The following is a 16,797-nucleotide window of genomic DNA, read 5'->3' as shown; positions in this document are numbered from 1 at the left end:
GGATTACAAAACATGGGTATGGACAATCATTTACCACCCATTAAACTTTCAAAAGAATTCTTTGTTCGTCCCCTGACCATACTGGATGGAAAAGTACTTTCAACCCTTTCAAAACCGGTCCTCTAAAATTTCAGTACTTGGCTAGGACATATACCTATTCTTTGCGTCATCTAGAAAACAGCTCCTCAATAGCTTGGCCGTCAGATGAGTTGGGCAACGGAATATTCAATAAAAATGATAAGGTCGGTGCTATTTGGGTTATCCTTGTCTGTTTTACTGATTCACCATTGGGTATTCCCCATCCATACCACAAGAGTGGTACATGGGTATCACTCGTGTAAGATGTTCCATGAGTAGTTCCAAATGCCCTTTCATTCATCCAGCCTGGATAGGTATGGTATATAATATCCCCTGACTCCTCCGGACTGAAACTGTTCTTTATGAACTCCCCCATACCGCTATTGCCCAAATTCCAATCCAAGATCGATGGGGCAAAGACTTCCTTTATCCCGTCAACGGAATTCAAAAAAACTACCGCCTCTTTAATGACCCGGTTTTTTTGAACACTTGTTTCGTTAAAGTAAATTTGGGTACTGTCGAAAAAAGCAACATAATCATCATCTCCCAACACGGCTTTTAAATGATCGTTCAAAACCTTGTTTAGTTGCTTTGTACTGTAAAACTCTCCAGGTATTTGTTTGGACTTCAAAAATGTAGGATGGTCACTGGCTCCATGATCTGCAGTCAAAAACAAGATGTAATTCCCCTTTCCAACATGTTGATCCAAAGTTTTCAGTAAACATCCTATTTCACGATCCATCCTGACATAGGTATCTTCCATTTCTTTGGAACGAATCCCAAAATTATGACCTACATAATCCGTACTTGAGTAGCTAACTGCCAAAAAATCGGTTTCAAGACCCTGCCCCAGTTTCTCTCCCTGTATGGCCGCCTTGATTAGCTGTGTAAGTATGGTGTTCCCAAATGGGGTTTCAGCAATAAGACCATAATTCCCATTGGATTCCCTCAGTTCCTTTAGGTGGTATGGGAATACACTTTTTTCCTTTCCCTTAAAAACTTTTTCAAACCCATCATCATCAACAGTGCTGTTTCTATAGTGCCCTATGGGCAAAAGTGGCTTCCAGCTTAAGTCAAGCAATGAATCCGCTTTCTTACTTGCATTGAACACCTTCAACCAATCGGGAAGTTCCTCTAGATAATATGAACTTGTGACAAAATCACCAGTTTTACCGTTGTACCAATATGCTGCATCTGCCAAATGTCCTGCCGGGGAAATGGCGCTTCTGTCCTTTATCGACAACCCTATTACTTTTGAACGTCCGTTGGTGAACAGTTTGAGTTCGTCGGTAATGGTCGTTGTCCTTATGTTTTTTGGCGATCGGGAAAAATGCTTGTTCGCAGTTGATCTTTCCATACCTGAATGGTTTATCAGAAACACGGTAGAGTCTTCGACACAGTACATTTTACGTTTTAAATCCCTACTATACCAACTATTGGAAACAATTCCGTGGTTCGATGGGGTTGTGCCCGTATAAATAGTGGCATGTCCCAGGCAAGTCGCGGTTGGCACATAATTATAATGGGTATTTTTGGCATTAAACCCTTCACGCATTAAGCGTTTAAAACCATCTTCGGTAAAATTATCCTGAAAACGATATAAATACTCATAGCGCATTTGATCTACAACAACGCCAACCACCAACTTGGGTTGGCCCCCATTCTGGGCGTATGTGAAAGAAGTCACTGCTGCCACCATAAAAAACAATATGGTCTTAATGGAATTCAGTAGGTTCATTTTCCTGTGTTATCCGTTTGAATTTGAAAATCAATCCCTTAAAAAGAGGGTAAATCCAGGTTTTACCCTCTTTCACTTGCTAACTAAACTAAACTCACAGATCAAACGACGTGTTTCTTTTGTTCTTCCCTTTCATGGGCCAAAAGGAATCCACAGGACCTTCACCATTCTCTACGGCAACCTTGAACAATGTTATACTGGAACCATTATAGCCTTCCACATAAACGGTACCATCATCTGCTATAACCGGGGAGTGTACCTCATTGGTCGTCAAATTCAATTGTTTTAACAACTCACCCTCTTGGTTTACAACAAGAAGCCTTCCATCAGAAGTTCCGAAATACACATTTCCTTTGGCATCGACCGCCGGAACAGATTCCTTCATAGCTGCTTCATAGGTCCAAACCACGGAACCGTTTTCCGGATCAAGTGCCATTAAACCGGTTGAACTTCCTACATATAGTCTGCCATCCAGACCTATTACCACACCTGAACTGTTTGCTCCTTCAGCCGCAGAACTCCATTTAACCGTTCCACCTGTACCATTATCAGTAACGGCAACAACTTCCTCTGCCGTTGTATAGTATAGTGTTCCATCACTATCTAGGGACAATGAACTTCCGGTTGCATCAGCCGTTAAAGTCATGCCTTCGTTCCACTTTGCCGTTCCATCTGCCGTATTGATGGCATATAACAATCCATTGGTCTTCAAAGCATATAAAGTAGATCCATCGGCGCTAAGTACGGGGGAGGCATAATACCCTGTCCCGGTCACTTCCTTGAACTTCCATCGCTCCGTTCCACCAGCTGTCCATGAAAAAATCCCTTCGGCCCTGGTTCCCACATAAATATTACCTTCTGCATCTATGGCCGCCGTTGAATTGGAAATACCTGAACCCGTTGTTGCAAACCATACTTCAGCTCCGGTCAGGGCATTGATCTTGCGCATACCGTCAACACTCCATGCCCCTAAATAAATACTGCCATCCGGACCAATGGTCGGTGCATTTCTTAAGTTAACCCCAGGACTATAATCCCATTTCTTTGTTGCCGTAGTTCCATGGTCGGTCACTGCGACCAATCTACTTTCAGCCCCTCCAAAACTTTCCAAATAATATACCGTACCATCATCAGCAATCGCTGGCGATGATGAACCGTCATTATAGTTTGTTACCGCGGTTTCATTGCTATATGCCCAAACAACCGATGCTTCAAAAGGATCTGCCAAAGGTTCCAGGACCGTAACATCATAGGTAACCGTTGAAGAAACATCATTTTTATCCGAAGCGATCAAAGTGACCGTATACACCCCTTCATTGGGGAAGGTAAAAGCTGCCGTTTGTGAAGCAGCGGAAGATTGGGCCTCATCACCAAAATTCCAAACCCAGGACGTAATCGCACTAGATCCGGTCAGAAATCGTCCATTAAAACTTACCTCCTGTCCTGCCCTGATCTCGGTAGGTGTATATGAAAACTCTACCAAAGGCGTTGCTATGACAACAATGGGAGCCTCTTTCTCATCGGTACTGCACCCTAAAAACGCCCCGCAAAAAACGAACAAGGCCAATACTATTTTATGAAAATTCATTTGATTCTTTATTTGCATGGTTAGTTTTCTTAATTCTCCCATCCTGGGTTCTGAACTAAATTTTTATTCAACAACAATTCCTCGATGGGAATCGGATAGTAGTAATCTTTATCCTCACTAAAGGTTATGCTTAGATTAAAAGGAGTAAAATTGCCTGAGGTTCCATTGGTAAGCTGCCTTTCATTTACATTGATGATATTGGGCGTACCTGCCGGTGCCCCTGAAGCATTTCCATCATGCAAATAAACATCCGCACCACCATCTCCATTAAAATCATATGCTCCTAAACCGCCGAAATAAATGCCCAACAACGGTTGCTCCAGCTTTTTACCTTCTTTCCACCGCATTAAGTCATCCCAACGGAAACCTTCCATGAACAATTCGATACGCCGTTCACGACGAATCTCCAAAATCACACCTTTATTGGAACCGGAACTTACATTGGGATACATATTCTCTAAATACGGGTCTGGATTGGCATTGGCACTGGTCATATCCAAATGGGGCATTCCTACACGATCCCTTAACTTATTGATGGACTTATCCAAATCCAATTGGGTAATGGTTTCCAGTTCAGCTTTGGCCTCTGCGAAAATCAAAAGTGCCTCGGCATATCGGAATAGAATGAGATCATTATATGAGGATTTGTTCCCCCATTGGTCTTTACTTGAAATCCCCTTTATCACCCTATACCCTGTGGTTGTGGCCTTAATGTCCACAATTTCTGGGGATTCGGATAAATACGCGGTATATCCAGGTCCTCCAATGGTCTGCGTCAATCTTGGATCCCTGTTTTGCATCTCATCATAAAACTCCATGGTGTCATATCCTGAAATATCTGTAAAACGCGATCCGTCCACCAACAAATAACTATTGACCAAATCCTTGGCAGCACCAAAAGACCCATTGGTTGGGGAGGTGGCCAAATTACCAAGATTATGTCGTATAAAATCCAAATTGTAATCCCTTGCCAAAATGGTTTCAGTGGAGGTTTGATCATATATGTCGAACAACTCCCTATAGGAAGTGTTGACATCGCCATTGAAATACAGGGAATAGACCCCAGAATTTATCAAAGCCTCCGACGCATTTACAGCTTCATTCAAAAAAAGCTCATGATCCCCTAAGCCATGGTGCTTTCTGAACGTCCCTTCAAACAAACAGATCCTGGCCTTTAAAATCAGCGCGGTGTATTTGGTAATCTCGTTTATCCTAACCTCGCTTGGCAAGTATTCTATGGCAAAATCAATATCTGCCAAAACATTGTCCATGACCAATTTTCTAGAATCCCTAGGCTTGTACAAGCCCTCATCATCAGCGTTCAAAACCTGATCATACCAAGGCACGTCTCCAAAACGCTTTACCTTGTTATAGTAAAACAACGCTCTAAAAAACTTGGCATAGCCATTGTATTTTAGCTCTATATCAGTATCATCGACATTATTGGAATTTTCCAAAAAATAGTTAATGGTCCTTAAATCTCCCCAAGACCATCCTCCACTTCCACTTGCCGTAGGAACGATTCTTGAGCCTCTAACACGTTCTGCAACAGATAGTGGTATCACATTATCCGAAGCAGCGTCATCCGTATAGGCCTCTTCTTCAGGAAGCATATCATAAAAGCCATTGACATAGGCCTGTAACTGTTCTTCTGTTTTAAAATAGCTTGAGGCCTCTATCAAGTGTTCCGGAGGGGTATCCAAGTAATCTGAATCGCATGCAATGCTTAACACACCCATCATTACTATAAAGAACACCCTATTCAAAGTTCTTCTATACTCTTTCATCTTCTAAAATTTAGCTTAAACAACAATCTTAAAGTGTAATGTTCACACCCAGAGAAAACATTTTGTTCATCGGATAATCCTCGACATCTGAACTACTTGTCGCGGCATTGGGATTTGACAAACTCACTCCCGACCCGGCCTGTTCAGGATCCAGGTATTTTGTCAAGCCACCAAATCTAAAGGTGAAAAGGTTTTCACCACTGAAGTATAGTCTTAAACGTTCAATACTTACTTTTCTCGTAATTTCTTGCGGTAACGTATATCCCAAGGTTAGATTCTTAACCCTTAAATACCCTAAATTCTCAAGATAGTGGTCATTTACAGCACTTAACTGTCGGTTAGATGATAAGGCAGTATATCCTCTTTCTATCCGGGGATAATTACCCTTTGGGTTATCAACGCTCCAAGCATTGCTCACCAAATCCTTTCTGATATAGGCAACATAAGGACGCTCGTAAGTTCCCCAATACATTCGACCTCGAGGATACCAATCTTGTGATCCCACACCTGATCCCTGAACCAAAAGATCAAACCCGTTCCATTCGGAACTGATCAAAAAGCCAAATTGATATTTTGGCATCGCATTTCCTATGACCCTTAAATCTCCATGATCTTCAAGGGTGTTATCCCCATTATGGATTTTCCCATCACCATCGACATCAAGATATTTTACGTCCCCACCTCTTAAACCTTTGAATGCATTGTTCTGTGCGCCATTAAAGACGAAGTTATAAACATCGGATAGATGCAGTTCCGGATTGACAAAGGTATTCTGATATTCCAGGGCCTCCTCATCCGATTGGAACTGCCCATCGGTCCTATATCCCCAAATCTCGCCCAAGGTCTGTCCCTCATAGAACGAACTCAATAGTCCATTAGGATTGGAATACTTTGTGATTCTTCCAACGGAATTGTTCAAACTACCTCCTACTTTAAAGCGCAATGGTTTTCCTTTCAAGGTAAAGGTATTTTGATATGACAAGGACAATTCAAAGCCCTTCACTTCCAAATCCGCACTGTTCTCCCTAGGTTCGTTGGCTCCAAAAACCCCGGGTAGAGGTTCTCCCGGCAAATACATATCGGTGACCTCTTTTCTATATACATCCAAAGAGGTTGTCAACTTGTTGTCAAAAAAACCAAGGTCCAATCCAAAATTGGTAGTGGCCGTATTCTCCCATGTAGATGAACTTGGCAATGGATTTGGGGCGCTGACCATGTTTAATCTGGCGCTACCAACCAACCAATCCGTGGTATCTATTGCCAATAATTGAGAAAAGGTGTACAACCCCACATTTTGATTTCCCAAAATACCATACGATCCCCGTAATTTGAACATGCTCACCGTTGGTTCAATACCTTCCCAAAAATTCTCCTTACTTAAAAACCATCCAGCCGATGCCGAAGGGAAAAAACCCCAACGACTATCCTTCGGAAACCTGGAAGACCCATCATAACGGGCAGTAAAATCGAATAAATACTTATCATCAAAATCATAATGGAAACGACCAAAAACCCCTTGGACCGCCCAATTGGTGGAAGACCCATCGGCCCGTAACAACTCCGTCCCTAAATTCAAACTTGAATAGTTTGGATCAAAGAGTCCTCCTTGTTCGGCAATCACGTCATCTTCATTTAAATCCTCTTGGTTATACCCCAAGGTCAATTTTAAATTGTGGTGTTTCCCAATACTTTGGCTATAATTTGCATAGGCGTTCAAAACATTGTAGACATTTTCTGTTTTCTGTTCTGTCAGCCTGTTCAATCCCCTAGTTTGCTCTTCCAATCGTTCACCAATCAACGATTGAAAAGGATTTAGACGCCTACTCCAATTGGTATTGGTAAACCTATAGCTATAATCAACATTGATCTTTAGGTTATCAAAGGGGGTGATGATGGTACTGAATGTGTTTACCAACTGTTTATAATCGTAATCCTCATAGGAATTTCCGGTCAAAACGGAAGCAAATGTTACCCCACCTGCCCTGTTAAACGGGACACCATCAATTATTGGGGAATCAAAGGCAAACAAATAGTTATTATCATAGGTCCATGTCGACCCCCAACCTGCGGCACGACCTCCATACTCAATTTGATTCCCCGTATTATACTGGATATCATTGGACAATCTTAACCAGTCATTGACCTTAAATGATATATTCCCTTTTATATTTTTCCGTACGACATCCTCATCTTGTAATTTTTGAACGGTACCAGATTTATACACACGTCCAGAAAGATACGCCTGTACAGTTTCATTCCCTCCCGAAATGGACACGTCATTGATTTGGGAAAAAACCTGCTTTCTATACAAATAGTCGTACCAATCCGTATTTCCGTAGAACTTATAAGTACCATCAGCCTGAAGTTCCTGCCAAGGTGCATATACACCATCTGCCACAGATTGTAGTCTTTCCCAATCCAAATCACTGGTGTAGCCCGTATAACTTGTTCCGTTATAACCATAAATTGCAGCATCCACCGTTTTTCCATACAATACGGGGTCCGAAATGTAATCAGTCCTAACGGTTGGTGATGCAAGGGAGACGGTACTATTGTAATTTACTTTAACAGAGCCTTCCTTCCCTTTTTTTGTCGTGACCAAAATAACTCCAAAAGCACCTCTCGCTCCATATATTGCGGCCGAACCGGCATCCTTTAAAACCGTTACTGTTTCTATATCCGAAGGGTTCAACAAATTTAAATTCCCTGCAATCCCATCGACCAGCACCAACGGTGAACCACCATTTATCGAGTTAAAGCCCCTTATGTTGATTTCAGGGTTCTGTCTAGGATCTCCATTATTGGACTGGATGTTCAGACCAGGCATTACCCCTTGTAAGGACTGCACAATACTGGTATTGGCGCGATTTCCCAACTCATCCGCGGTGACCTGGTCGACAGCGGCGGTCAGATTTTCCTTTCTTACCGTACCAAAACCAACCACCACCACTTCTTTTAAATTTGATACGCTTTCTTTAAGCACCACATTTACAATCTGCCGACTTCCAACTTCCACTTCCTTAGTCTCATATCCAATAAAAGACACTACAATGGTCGGATCCTTTCCTTTTAAAGTAATTTCAAACTCTCCATCAAAATCGGTTTGCACCCCATTTATGGTCCCCTTCTCGACAATACTGGCCCCAGGCAGAGGTAGACCTGAGCCATCCGTGACCATTCCGGAAACTGTAGCTTGCGGAGCGCTAGCCTCCTTTAATACCTTACCTTCTATAATGATGGTTTTATTGGGTTGTACGGTAACCAGTAAATTACCGAAACCTAGGACTTCACTAAGGAGTTTGTTGGTCCTTATGGTCCCTTTTTTCAAATTGACCTTGGGATAGGCATCAAAAATGCCCTCCTCATAAAAAAAGTCATAATCAGTTTGCTCCATAATCAGGTCAAAAACTTCATCCACTGTTACGGTCTTATCCTCCTTTACAATGATTCTAGAATTTTGAGACACAAGGTTATTTGGTGCAAAACCAAAAACAAAAGCACAAAAAAGGAAAATGAATGTCCTCATAATGAGCATAAAAAAACGCTTTCTATGTTTAAAAAAAGCAGCAGTAAACTTAAATTTCATAATTTCGCATAGTTAGTTGGTTGAATATTGTTTAATCAATTAATGCCATTCAGGGATAAAGGCATTTACTTTGACGAGGAAAGACTTTGTCCCTTTTTTATTTATCTTCTTCTTAGTGTATTCCCATAGATTACATCAGGTTTAATTATTGTTCAGTTCAATATTATGGTCTTGTTTTCTATTCTATATGTATTGATTTTCCTTGATTTCATGATGCCAAGGACATCTTCCAATTTTTTATCTTTCCGTATAACCCCATTAAACCTTACTGTTTCCAAACTTTTATCTTCAAAAACAACATTGACATCATACCATCTGGATAAGGTTTTCATGATTTCTTTCAGAGGTTTTCCTTTAAAACTAAACACCCCATCCTTCCATGCCACTTCAGAAGCGACATCTACGTATTTAACGGAAGCTTCATGGGTGAGTTTATTGACATCCACTTGTTGTCCAGGTTTTATGACAAATTCCTCATCGTCCACATCAAGACGGACAAGACCTTCTTCAAGGGTAGTCAAAGCATTTATATCATCTTTGTAGGCCTTAACATTGAACTTTGTGCCCAGAACTTCAATTTCCCGGTCTTCGTTGACCACCTTAAACCTACTTCCCTGATGTTCGGTGCTTGGAGAGACATCAAAATACGCCTCACCATAGACCAATTCAACTTTTCTGGTTTCTCCCAAAATAAAGTTTTTAGGATATTTCAATTGGGATTCAGAGTTCAACCAAACTTTTGTTCCATCGGCCAATTCCACATAAAACTGCCCACCCCTTGGAATGGTCAAGTAATTGTATTGCACTTCACTTGAAATCTTGCCTTTCGTAGCATTGTAGGTGATCATGGCACGGCTTGCCTTCACCCCATCAGCCTCATATATACTATCATTTTCCAGATTTATCTGGCTCCCATCCTCTAGGGTCAAAATGGCCCTATCGGTTCCTGGGGCAATGATCACTTCGCTTTCCGAAACCACTTCAACAGGATTTTCCATTTCATTCGCTTTGGACAACAACAATAATATCCCTCCCCCTACGACCAACAGGACGGCTGCGTACTTTAAATAGGGCTTTATACTGAAACCTTTGGGTTTGACATTATGATCCAATGACCTTACTTTTTCGATTTCAGGTAATATCAAGCGATCCTTGGATTGTTCCAAACGTAGATCATCGATACAATCCATTGATATGGCATAATGCACTTGTACATAATCATGGAATACATGCTCGTTGACAGGGTTTGCCAACCATTTTTCCAATAAAGCTTCCTCTTCATTGGAAATGGTCCTATTTAGAAATTTTACAATCAATTTTTCAATCTCTGCCTGCATTTACCGTTCACTTATAATTTTACCCTAATACTAAGCCATTTCAGAATACCCTAGCTTTATTCCATATTTTTTTCAAATAATTCTTTCATGGGGAGTATTGTGGATACCTCTCCTTAACATTCAATCTTGCTTGTTGGAGAATTATCCCCAAATGAAAACCTTTCCACTGTTCAAGATCCAATCCATACATAAAGTAAACAATTAGGGACTTTCACCATGTTCCCAGCATACCATCGCCCGACAAAAAACATCAATCCACTGACCCTGAACGCTAGATCGGTATACTTAAGAAAGTGACTTTTCAATTGTAGGATTTTTACAGCAATACTTTTGAGAAGAATAAAGAGCGAACCCTGACCTTATTTTGGAAAATTTTTTTTTAAAATATTTGTCATTAAATTGTTACCGTAACCAACAATCATTTATAAATATATTTTTGACGCATTAGCCCAATGAAAAGTTTCAATGAAAGTGATGAATTACTTGTGTCACAAATAAAACAAGGCAATAAGAAGGCCTATAACTTTGCGGTGCAAAAGTATCATGACAGAATTTTCAGTTATGTATTTTCTTTGACCAATGATTATGAACAAGCCCAAGACATTATTCAAAATACATTTTTAAAAACTTGGGAATTCAGGGATAAATTGGATCCTGTTTATCCAATAAAAAGTTTTCTATTCAGAACAGCTTATAACGAGTTTATAACCCTGTACCATAAAAACCGAGCTATTTCCAACCTTGAAAAAAAGTTTGTTGAAATGCTGGATCAAATGAATTCCGAAGAGAATGATGATATGGTCATGAAAAAAATCAATATCATACGTGTCGAAATTGAAAAACTTCCTGTCAAGTGCAAGGAAGTATTTTTACTGAGCAAGAAAGAAGGTCTGACGAATACTGAAATTGCATCCCATCTAAGCATTTCCATAAAGGCGGTCGAGGGCCAAATCACCAAAGCCTATTCAATTTTGAGAAAAAGTTGCTTGGAGAAAGTAAAAAACTTTTTATTTCTATTATTTGGACCAAAATTAAGACCGTTATAATCTATTCATAAAGCTTTGGGTGATTCTAACTATTGGAATCGATTGTTTAAAGAGTTGGAAGACCATCCTCTTTTTAATCAATTCCAAGAGGTACATTTTTTGAAGAGGGTTACCCAGTGAACATACAATGGTTTCCACTGGAATTCAACAATCCGAAATACTTTAGGTTCCATCTCGGATCAAGTCCAATAGTATCTTTGAGAAGTAATGCAACGTCCCGTAAAAATCAGGAGAGTCCGGGCAGAATCGGTAATGATGCTATCATCTGTCAGGCTTACCTTAGGGTACATCCCACCAACTTTTTGTCGCCAACCAGTACTCAGCACATTCTTTTTCATCGAGCAGGTCTGTCCCTACCAATATAAATACATCAATATATAGACTTGCCACCTCGACACCCGTATTATATGGTTCCCTGATCTAGGGAATGAACACACCATTTTTTTGGACCACTTCCCTGTAAGATAAGAAAACCCCTGTCTCACGACAGGGGCTTCTTCAATCAAAACTAACTCAAAACAACGCTTTAACTTTATCTCATTTTGAGGAGATATCCCATTATTCACTGTCCCACCAAATTCTGGTTGTAAATAAATCCGGTCCCTGTGCCTGGACAGCTGCCTTATAGGCTTCAGGGTTTAGGTTTGCTTCGGATTCCGGATAGCGAAGACGTCTTGGGATCAATCCTCCCGTTTCATTTCCCGGATAATTGGTCGGGACCAGTACAGGGAACCCTGTTCTTCTCCAGTTGGCATAGACCTCTATATTGTTCATGAAAAGAGATGCCCAGAATTGGGTATGGATTTGCTCCATCTGCTCATCAAAGCTGCCCGCATTATAGGGATTGTCCAAAAAATACTGGTCTTTTTCCCCTTCCGATACGCTCATACCCCCGGGATAAATATCCTGCATGTCCATGGAGGCCCTTACCGCACTCTCATAAAAGGATTGTGGGTCGCCCGTAATCCAGCCCCGCAATGCAGCCTCTGCCTTTAACAGTTCCATTTCCACAAAACTGATAAAAATCGAAGGTGTTGCATTATTGGCAATGGTATTCAAATTGATCTCTGAAATCTGGGGAAGCATATCATCTGTCCAATCTGGAATGATCTCCTTGATCGTGGAATTGTCATAGCCATTGGGGAGACCTCTTTGATCTTCGGGAATGGTACTGGTTGGCAAATTGGTGGGATCTGCGTTTCCTGGCCATAATGTGATATAAAATGGCAACCTTGGGTCATTGGTGTTTTTTAAATGATCCACAAAGGTCTTGGACATTTTACCATACCCTCGTCCTTCAGCTGAAGGAGGCACACCTTCACCTCCACGAAGTTCCCTTCCTGACCAATAAAAATTGTTTGAGGTACCATCCGTGTGGTCCAGCTTGGCCAAATCCGCATTGCTTTCAAAGACACCCGCATCCAACGCTTTTTTGGCCCAGGTTTCGGCCATTGCAACATCCACCTTGGTCAGTCTCATGCCCAATCGCAACATCAACGAGTGTGCAAACTTTTTCCATTGATCTGTATTTCCTGCATAGATATAGTCGGCAGACCCAAAACTACTTTTGCCGGCATCCAAAGCCAGGGAAGCTTCTTCCAATTCCTTCAGCATATCAGCATAAATTGTAGATTGGGCATCATAGGTTGGTTTATAGGTGCCATCAATATAGCCTGTTCCTGCCTCAAAATAGGGTACGTCCCCATACATATCGGTAACCCGATGCAGAATATAAACCCTCCAAATCCTGGCGATGTTATATTGATTGCTCATTTCTGGGTCATCTTGGAGAAGATTGAGCATTTGTTGGATTTCTTTCAGCTCAACATTATAGGCTGTTTCAAAAAGACCTTTGTTGTACTCATTCTTGTACAAATATTTGTCACCTGTCCATTGCCATGGATTCAGTGAGGCAAAATATTGCATGAAGGCACCGGACAGCTTATCATTGGGATACAGTGTGTTTCCATCACCATCTCCAGCGGTCTTCACGACAGCATAGGAAAACAGACTTCCGATTACAGGTTCGTTATAGGCATAGGGATTTTGGTTCATATCCTCAAATCCACTATCGCAGGATGAAAAGAGCAGAGTAACCACCATCATCATCCAAGTTATTCTTTTATATAATAGACATCTTATTTGCATCATATCTTTTTTTAATTGTAAAACAATCTTTGATTTTAGAACCGCGCCATAAGGTTCAGCCCAAAACTCCTAGTGGGTGGTACCCCAAAATTTTCCAGACCTTGGGCGTTTGAATTACTATAATTGGACTCTGGATCTACATTGTCCACTTGACTGTACAATAACATGAGGTTCCTTGCAACAAAGGAAACACTGACATGCTCAAAAGGAGTCTCGGTCAAGATAGAGTGGGGAAAGGTATACCCAAAAGTCAATTGTCTCAGCTTGATAAAGCCTGCATCGGATACAAAATCATCCGTTATGGAAAAGGCCGTATTCTGAAAATAGGTCTGTGCATCGATGGTAGCACTATATGGATTCCCATTGGTATCCACTCCCGATACCTGTACCCCATTCTCCCTTACCCCATTGGCCACAGTATTCTTGTGTAGCCCATAGTACGTTCCATAAGCATTTGTGGAGGTATACAGCTTTGATCCAAACTTGCCATCCAACAAAACACCCATGGAAAAGTTCTTATAGGTAAAGTTGTTGGTAAGTCCCATGGTAAGAGGGGGCACTCCACGGCCTAAGGCCACAAAGTCTCCCTGCAATGGCAAACCATTGGCTTGATTATATACTATATCACCATTATCGTTGGTCTGTCGTTTATAACCAGCCACCATACCAAATGGCATTCCTTCGTAGTGGTATATGAATCCGTTTTGGGTCCTTGCAGTAGCTCCCGGTAAATGCAGGGAAGTAAGCCCATCCGCTATTCTTTCCACGGTATTCTTGTTGTATGCCAGGTTATAACTCACTTCCCAGCCAAAATCTTTGGAACGATCGATCGGGGTACCTGTTACCAACAACTCCACACCCTTATTGCTTATCTTTCCCACATTCAAGGAAACACTTCGGTATCCTGATGAGAAGGGGACAGAGGCATTGACAATATCATCTGTTGTTGTTCTGTTGTACAAGGTTAGATCCACTCCCAATCTGCTTTGAAAAAATCGTAGGTCCAGACCAACCTCAGCGGTTGTGGAAGTATACGGTTTAAGCGTATTGGGGATATTGTTGCTGGAAACATTCATCAACTGTTGGCCCAAATGTGATGCGGTCTGTGCCACATAGGCCAAGTTAAGCCCATAGGGGTCTGGAGCCCCTCCCCCTACTTGTGCCCAAGAGGATCGAATCTTTCCATAACTAAGCCACTCCGGTTTGGACGCCCAAGCATCCGAAAACTCAAAACTGGCCCCAACGGATGGATAGAACAAGTTGTTACTCTCTGGTGAAAGTGTGGAAAACCAATCGTTTCTCCCCGTAAACGTTAAGTATAAATAGTCATTATACCCTATATCCACAGACCCGAACAAGGAATTTATGGCCATTTCCCTAAAACCCTTTTCAAAGGTAGGACTACTGCCATTGGTAATAAAATAGGTAAAGGGTACATTGAACAATCCACTGGAGAACTCAACCTGCTTGTTCTGGGTATACATTTTATTTCCACCAGCAATGGCATTCACAGAAATGTTCCCAAATCGCTTATTAAAGCCTAAAAGGGCTTCAATATTGGTCTCATAGGTTTTGACCTCCCTTTCACTCATACTACCTCGTGGACTGTATAGGATACCCGTTGGGGTAATATCATTTGCCTCAATATTGAAATAATCTATCCCAATTCTGGTACGGGCATAGAGATAATCCGTAATGTTGAGCTTGGTCACGAACGAGCCAATGAATCGTCTTCTTTCATCTTGGTTCTTTACTTTTTCCGAAGCGAAATAGGGATTCACTACAAATACATAGTCGTTCCATTCCTTTTCATAACCACGTTCATCATAGCCGGGAGCCAAAGTCCTGACATCTATATTAGTGGCAACCAAACCTACGGATGCATTGGGATTTTTGGTAAAGTCTGCTACATAGGTCCTATTCTTGTTCTGTTCTATACTATATTGTGCCCTACCCTCAAACTCAATCCTCTTGCCCAAATTGGCATTTCCACTAAGATTAAACGTTTTTCGGTTCATGGATGCATTGGGCACAATTCCCTTATTGTCCATATTGGAGACCGAAAACCGCATTTGGGCATCTTCATTACCAGCATTTATGGCCACTGTATTGGAAAAGGTTGTACCATTGTCGTAAAAATTTCTGATGTTATCTTTCTGTGCTGAGTATGGATGCTCATTTCCATCAGGCTGAATTACCGGGGAACCATCCAAAGGTGCTCCCCATGATGTCCTACCATAGGCCACAGCCTCGGATAGTGAGCTTGGTTTCTGTCCTTGGCTTCCCGAACCGTATTGATACTGCCAATCTGGAAAGGAAAGGGGAGTCTCCATGGTAAAGGTTGAATTTACTTCCACACCAAGACCTTGTTGGGCAGAACCTGATTTTGTTGTGATCAAAATCACACCATTGGCCGCCCTAGATCCATAAAGAGCCGCTGCCGTCCCACCTTTGAGGACCGAAATGGATTCGATGTCATCAGGGTTTATACTCACAAGACCATCACCACCATCGACCCCCCCATAGGTTCCAGGGTTTCCTTGATTGGTATTGTTCATTGGAACGCCATTGACCACATACAAGGGTTGGTTCTCACCACTAAGCGAACCGTTTCCACGAATGATCACCCTACTGGAACCATTGGGACCATTGGCCGTGCTCGTCACATTTACACCGGCTACCCTACCTGAAAGTGCCGTTCCCAAGTTTATCTCCCTGGCTTGGGTAAGTTTATCTCCTTTTACTTCGCTTACCGAGTAAGGTAGTGCAGCTTTTTCCCGGGACATTCCCAGTGCGGTGACCACTACTTCGTCCAAGCTTTCGGCATCTTCCCTCAAAACAACATCAATCCGTGTAGATTGTCCCACGGGAATCTCTTGGGGTGCAAATCCAATGGAACTAAATACCAAGACTGCATTGTCTCCTTGAAGAGTCAAGGCATAGTTGCCATCAAAATCGGCCGCAGTACCATTGGAGGTATTTTTTTCCACAACAGAAACCCCCGGAATAGGGGTTCCATTGCTATCCTTTATGGTCCCGGAAACCTGCATTTGTGCAGGGGATATACTTTTTGAAATGTTTTCCTTCTGGTCGGAAGCATGGCTCTTCAGTGTCCTAATATTCAATACTATCTGTTCCTTTCTAAAGATGTAGAAAATTTGGGTTCCTTTAAAAAGATTGTCCAGAACATCAGTTATCACCGTATTGTCTGCACTTATGGACACCTTTTGCCTGACATTTATCTTATTGCTGTCAAAGAAAAATTTGAACTTGGTCTGGGCCTCTATGTTTTCAAGGACCGTCCCCATTTCCACATTCTCCATATCAAGGGTCACCATGGCCTTTTGTGAGTACGTACTGGCCTCCGCAGAGAAAAATGAAACTATCAAAAAGAAAACAGAAAGTTTCATGGTCAATAGAAAGTGTTGGTTTAAACTAAGCGAAACTCGCCTATTGCAATTTTTCATACTTTTGTAATGTTTTTAATTA

At 41.6% G+C, this 16,797-nt stretch carries 8 protein-coding genes; 1 reads left to right on the top strand and 7 read right to left on the bottom strand.

All coding sequences use genetic code 11. From position 1 onward, the window contains the following. Positions 1-166: 166 nt before the first annotated feature. The 5 genes from pafA to F8C76_RS01755 all read right to left on the bottom strand — a co-directional run bounded on the left by pafA (position 167) and on the right by F8C76_RS01755 (position 10,114). Positions 167-1,816, bottom strand: coding sequence for an alkaline phosphatase PafA (gene pafA / locus F8C76_RS01775; protein WP_152130193.1), 1,650 nt, complete (start codon positions 1,814-1,816; stop codon positions 167-169). A gap of 94 nt (positions 1,817-1,910) precedes the next feature. Then, positions 1,911-3,404: an outer membrane protein assembly factor BamB family protein gene (locus tag F8C76_RS01770; RefSeq protein ID WP_170283941.1), complete on the bottom strand. Its 1,494-nt coding sequence runs from the start codon at positions 3,402-3,404 to the stop codon at positions 1,911-1,913. A gap of 29 nt (positions 3,405-3,433) precedes the next feature. Next, on the bottom strand, positions 3,434-5,191 hold the full coding sequence (locus F8C76_RS01765; RefSeq protein WP_211372100.1) for a RagB/SusD family nutrient uptake outer membrane protein: 1,758 nt from the start codon (positions 5,189-5,191) through the stop codon (positions 3,434-3,436). Between the two features lie 28 nt (positions 5,192-5,219). Further along, positions 5,220-8,657 carry a SusC/RagA family TonB-linked outer membrane protein gene (locus tag F8C76_RS01760; protein ID WP_170283940.1) on the bottom strand — a complete coding sequence of 1,146 codons (3,438 nt, stop codon included), beginning with the start codon at positions 8,655-8,657 and terminating at the stop codon, positions 5,220-5,222. Between the two features lie 272 nt (positions 8,658-8,929). Beyond that, complete coding sequence (locus F8C76_RS01755; RefSeq protein ID WP_152130190.1) at positions 8,930-10,114, bottom strand: FecR family protein; 1,185 nt, start codon at positions 10,112-10,114, stop codon at positions 8,930-8,932. A gap of 452 nt (positions 10,115-10,566) precedes the next feature. On the opposite strand from F8C76_RS01755, the gene F8C76_RS01750 reads away from it, so the two are divergent. After that, positions 10,567-11,160, top strand: coding sequence for an RNA polymerase sigma factor (locus F8C76_RS01750; protein ID WP_152130189.1), 594 nt, complete (start codon positions 10,567-10,569; stop codon positions 11,158-11,160). Positions 11,161-11,718: 558 nt separating this feature from the next. Here F8C76_RS01750 and F8C76_RS01745 read toward each other — a convergent pair. Both F8C76_RS01745 and F8C76_RS01740 read right to left on the bottom strand, forming a co-directional pair. Next, positions 11,719-13,269, bottom strand: coding sequence for a SusD/RagB family nutrient-binding outer membrane lipoprotein (locus F8C76_RS01745; RefSeq protein ID WP_152131438.1), 1,551 nt, complete (start codon positions 13,267-13,269; stop codon positions 11,719-11,721). Between the two features lie 74 nt (positions 13,270-13,343). Then, positions 13,344-16,718 carry a SusC/RagA family TonB-linked outer membrane protein gene (locus F8C76_RS01740; RefSeq protein WP_152130188.1) on the bottom strand — a complete coding sequence of 1,125 codons (3,375 nt, stop codon included), beginning with the start codon at positions 16,716-16,718 and terminating at the stop codon, positions 13,344-13,346. Positions 16,719-16,797 lie beyond the last annotated feature (79 nt).

Source organism: Flagellimonas olearia (assembly GCF_009184425.1).
Lineage (GTDB): Bacteria > Bacteroidota > Bacteroidia > Flavobacteriales > Flavobacteriaceae > Flagellimonas > Flagellimonas olearia.
Note: the sequence above shows the minus strand (reverse complement) of the source record. Positions and strands in the feature narration are given on the sequence as shown.